This is a genomic window from Bordetella petrii (genome assembly GCF_020991325.1).
GTDB lineage: Bacteria > Pseudomonadota > Gammaproteobacteria > Burkholderiales > Burkholderiaceae_B > Bordetella_A > Bordetella_A petrii_E.
Map to the genome: position 1 here is coordinate 1 of NZ_JAJMLX010000323.1, position 4,708 is coordinate 4,708.

2 protein-coding genes and 1 pseudogene are annotated in these 4,708 nt (G+C 66.9%); all 3 read right to left on the minus strand.

Going from position 1 to position 4,708, the window contains the following annotated elements:
• Nucleotides 1-1,364 (minus strand): annotated as a pseudogene (locus tag LPZ50_RS21925) (autotransporter outer membrane beta-barrel domain-containing protein); the annotation flags it as partial.
• A 123-nt stretch (nt 1,365-1,487) separates the two neighbouring features.
• Nucleotides 1,488-2,612 carry a PepSY-associated TM helix domain-containing protein gene (locus LPZ50_RS21930; protein ID WP_230664926.1) on the minus strand — a complete coding sequence of 375 codons (1,125 nt, stop codon included), beginning with the start codon at nt 2,610-2,612 and terminating at the stop codon, nt 1,488-1,490.
• A gap of 38 nt (nt 2,613-2,650) precedes the next feature.
• Nucleotides 2,651-4,693, minus strand: coding sequence for a TonB-dependent receptor family protein (locus LPZ50_RS21935; RefSeq protein ID WP_230664928.1), 2,043 nt, complete (start codon nt 4,691-4,693; stop codon nt 2,651-2,653).
• Between the last annotated feature and the right edge of the window lie 15 nt (nt 4,694-4,708).

A 4,708-nucleotide genomic window follows, 5' to 3' on the forward strand; every position in this document is an offset into this window, starting at 1 on the left:
CCCGTGCCGGCCAGCGCGTCGCCGTCGCCACCGTCGCCACCCTGGCCGCCCAGGCTTTGCGCGGCAATCGCGGGCAGATTGTCGCCGCGCGTGGTGACGCTGGCGCCGGAATACAGGTTGACCGTCACGGCCCCGCCCTTGCCGCCGTTGCCGCCGCTATGGTCTTTGGGAGGCCCTTCGCCGCCCTTGCCCCCCACGGCCCGCGCGGCGATGCCCGCGCCTTCCACGGCCACGCTGGAACTGGAACCCGCCAGGTCCAGCAGCACGCTGCCGTAGGCATCCACCGTGGTCTTCTGGGTCCACGAACTGCCGTCGCCGCCACCGTCGCCGCCGTTGTCGCTGTTGTCGGGGTCGTCCGTGTTCGCGCCGACGCCGTCGCCGCCGATGCTTTCTGCATAGATGCCGAATAGCTTGCTGTCCTGGTCCGCCTGCCAGTAGCTGCTGGTAGAACCGCGATGCGTGACCTGCACCGTTCCGCCGGTGCCGGCATTACCGTTATAGACACCGCCCGACGCGCCCACAGAACGCGCGGCAAGCGCCGCTCCGATCGAATACGTTTTCAGGCGCGTGTCGCTGCTGCCCATGTTGACGGTGCCGCTGTCGGTAATAGTGACCGTGCTGGCATTGCCGCCGTCGCCGCCCACCTGGTCGCCATAGTCCAGCGTGGGGTCGTTCTGGTCGCCGCCGGTGCCGCCCATGGCCAAGGCGTTGATGCCGAACATGCCGCGCTCATCCGCGATGGGCACCGTGCCAACCATGGTCAGCACGCCGGTATTCGTGACCGAGACCGCATCCCCCAGGCCGCCATGCCCGCCATTCGAATCGTTGTTGTCATTGTCCGGATCGCCCACGCCGCCCTGCGACATCGCGGTAATCAGGCTGTTGAAGGAACCCGTGGCCGTGCCGCTGAGGGTGATGTTGGCGCTGTTGTTGATGGTTACCGTGCCGCTGTTGCCGGCCGTGCCTTCATCGACGCCGGCCCCGCCCACCGACGCGCCCGTCAGCACGCCCTGCTTGAAGGCCTCGTCGTAGATGGGAAACAGCCACAACGCCGTACTGGAATCGGCATAAAAGTCGCCCGCGGCCGTGATTGATACCGCCGGCCCGGTGTCACCGTCTTTCTCGCCGCTTTTATCTTCGCCCGCATCGCCTTCGCACACGCCATAGGCGTAGCCATACACGTAGCCAGATTCGGCGGGCGGGATATTCTGCGTGGGCTCACCCAGGCATTCATAGCCGGCCTGGGCCCCGGCGGACAGGCCCAGCGTGCAGGCCCCCAGCGCGGACAGGATTGCAAGCCTCAACACACCCTGGCAGGAAAGCCTGGCCGGCGTGCTGCTTCGATAGGCGGGACTCGGGTTCATGTTCTTCTCGCTTCGTGGAAGGTTGCAGGCTCTCCGGGCACGAATTGCCGCGGGCGCGCATGTCTACGAAGGCGATTCTGTGGTTCGAGTTTGCAACAAACAAGAACTTTTCGACGAAATTGGCTATTTAGTCGATGAAATTGCCCCTGGCGGCCGACCGCGCGGCCTGCCGGCCGCATGGCGTGCCGCGCGGCGGCGCCACCACAGCCATATCCCTGATACCCCCAACCCGGCCAGCGCAAGCCCCAGCAGCGCCACACCCGCCTGCCATGGCACGCCCCCCAGTTCGCCGGTGTGCAAGGGGTAAATAATGGAATTCACCCGCGTGCCGGGATCCAGCTCATTCCAGCGGTGCGCCGCCAGTACCGCGCCGCTGCGCGGATCCAGCCATACGGTGGATCGGCCGTTGGGATGCGGATCGCCGGGCAGGCGCATGCGTACCGCCAGCGCCTGCCCGGCCTGCGGCTTGTAAAGCACATAGCCCACGCGGCCCGTGGGAAAGGTGGCCTGGGCGGTGCGCACCAACTCGTCCAGGGGCAGCATCGGCCCGCGGCCAGCGGGCGCAGCTGGTATGGCCGTGGGCCTTGCGCCGCTCAGCCAGGTCATCCACTGGCCGATGGGCCGCCAGGCCAGGTACGCGCCCGAGCCTATGCACAGCGCCAGGGCCAGGGCCAACAGCGCGCCGCCGCTGCGGTGCATGTCGAACAGCGCCCGCAGCAGCCCCTTGCGCAATTCCACCCGCAACGACGGCGGCCAGCGGCGCGGCCACCACAGCACCAGGCCCGACACGGCCAGCAGCAGGTAAGCCAGCGCGGCCCATGTCAGCACGGCCTTGCCCAGCTGCTGCATCCACAGCGAACTGTGCAGCCCGTACAGCAGCGCGGCGAAGCCCTGGTTATCGCCGCGCCGGCCCTGCTCCATACCGGAGGCCGGGTCCAGGTACACCGTGCCCCGCCATGGCCCGCGCACCAGTACTTGCAAGGTTTCGCCCGGCTGGCGCGGCGGCCGGAACGTCAGCGGCGCGCCGGGACCGAACTCTTCCGCCAGCCGCAGGCGCAGCGATTCCAGCGGCACCTGGGCATCCGATACCGGAAAGGCCGCCACGAAAAGCTGCGGGTGCAGCCACTTGTCCAGCGGACGCGCCATCACCAGCAGCGAACCTGTCAGGCCCGACACGATCAGGATGCCGCCCATGCCCAGGGCCAGCCAGCGGTGGCACCGCAGCCACAGGCTGCGCAAGGCCGGCATCAGTGCGCGACGCAACGGTGTGGCACGGCGCGGCCCGGTCAGTAAGCCAGGCGCGCCTGCACGTACACCATGCGCGGCGCACCCACCATGCGGCCGCCGTTGGTGTCGGTGTTGCGGGTGTAGTAGCGCCGGTCGAACAGGTTGTTCACGCCCACGGCCAGCTCGCTGCCCTGCCGGGCGGGCAGCTTGTAGCTCAGTTGCGCATTCCACACGCTGAACCCAGGCACGCGCCCATTGCGCGCGTTGGCGGATTCCGCTTCGGTGTTGGCGGTGTCGGAATACTGGCTGCTTTGCGCGGTGGTGAACAAATCGAACGCCCAGTTCCTGACGCTGTAGCGTCCGCCCGCGGTGCCCGTCTGGCGCGAATAGAACGGCACATCGTTGCCTTCGAACTCGCCAGACTTCTGGATGGCGCGCACGTAGGTGTAGTTGGCGTACAGGTTCAGGCCCGCCAGGGGGCCGGCCTTGTCGAAATCGTAGGAAACGGCGAATTCCACCCCGTTGTGCCGTGTGGCTCCCAGGTTGCGGAACACGGCGGGGTTGGTGCCGGGAATCGACAGAATCTGGTTGTCGAAGCGCAGGTTGAATACCGTCAGTTCGGCATGGGCCTGCTCGCCCGTGTAGCGCATCCCGGCTTCCAGCGTCTTGGCCACTTCGGGGTTCAGCGGATTCGATGCCGACATGGAATTCAGCTGCGTGTACTGCACCGCGCCGAACGACGTGCTGTAGTTGGTGTACAGCGTCAGCTCATCGTTGACCAGGTAGGCCAGGTTCAGCGAAGGCAGGCCCCGGCTGTTGCGCACATGGAAGGCTGTATCGTCGGCGGCGCCGCTGGGTTCGCGGTCGGTGTCGATTTTCTCGTAGCGCATGCCCGGCGTGATGCGCCAGTTGCCATAGGCGATACGGTCGTCCAGATACAGCGAATGCGCGCGCGTCTCGTTGTCGAAGGTCTGCGTCACGCCGATGCGCTCGCCGGTTGCCAACGACGTCGAATAGCGCCTGTCCTGCCCGGTTTCATGGATGTAGCGGTAGCCTATCGTCACGTCGTGCGTGGTGGCCCCCCATTCGATGCGCTGCGTATAGCGCGGTTCGATGCCCAGCACCTGGTTGTTGCGCGGCTGGTAGTCGTTGCGGTTCTGGGCGGTATTGATCAGCGAGCTCTGGCGCGAGCTGTCGTAGTGGTACACGCGCGCCTCGAACTCCTGGGTATCGGAAATCGTGTTCAGGTAGCCGACATCCACCTGGTCGCGCTTGCCCTTCCAGTAATCGGTGGGATGCGTGTTCTGGAATGGGTCGTCGCGGTATTCGTCGGCGGTCAGGCCACCCGGCGTCATCGACTTCACGTCGTAGTGCGCGATCTTGCCGTACAGCTCGGACGTGGCGGTAATGGCATAGCGCCACTTCAGCGCAATATCGTTGTAGCGGTCGTCGCTGGCGTCGCGCCATTGCTCGCCATCCATGCCCGAATACAACAGCGCCACGCCCAGGCCATTGTCCATCTGCGTGCCCGCGAAGGCGCTGTACTGCCGGTTGGCGCCGCCATGGCTGAACACGTTGTAGCGCGCCGATGCATCGGCCGTCAGTCCGCCGCGGTTCGGAATGGAGCGCGTCTTGAAATTGATGACGCCGCCCACGTTCTGCGGGCCATACCGCACCGCGCCGCCGCCCCTCACCACGTCGATCGACTCCAGGTTGCCCAGGCTGACGGGCGCCATGACCAGGTTGGGCTGGCCATACGGCGCCATGGCCAAGGGGATGCCGTCGATCAGCATCGTCGAGCGGAACGAGTTGCGCGGATTCAAGCCCCGTATGCCCACGTGCAGCCCCACCGAGCTACCAGTGGCGCTGGTGCTGCCGCTGATCTGCACGCCCGGCACGCGGCGCAGCGCGTCGGCCACGCTGGTGGCGCCGCTTTCGGCAATATCTTCCCGGCGCAGCAGGGTGCGGGCGCCGCCGAAGGTCCGCACGCTGTTCTCCAGGCCGGTGCCCAGCCAGTCGCCGCTGATCTGGATGGCCTCCAGCGTATTGGCGCCGCCGGCGGCGCCTGCCGCGGAAACATCCGCATCCGCTTCCGGGGCCAGCGCCGGCCGGCTGCC

What these genes read in the sequence shown, in the direction of transcription:
- LPZ50_RS21930 (WP_230664926.1), bottom strand. Translation starts at nt 2,612, where the DNA reads ATGCCGGCCTTGCGCAGCCTGTGGCTGCGGTGCCACCGCTGGCTGGCC.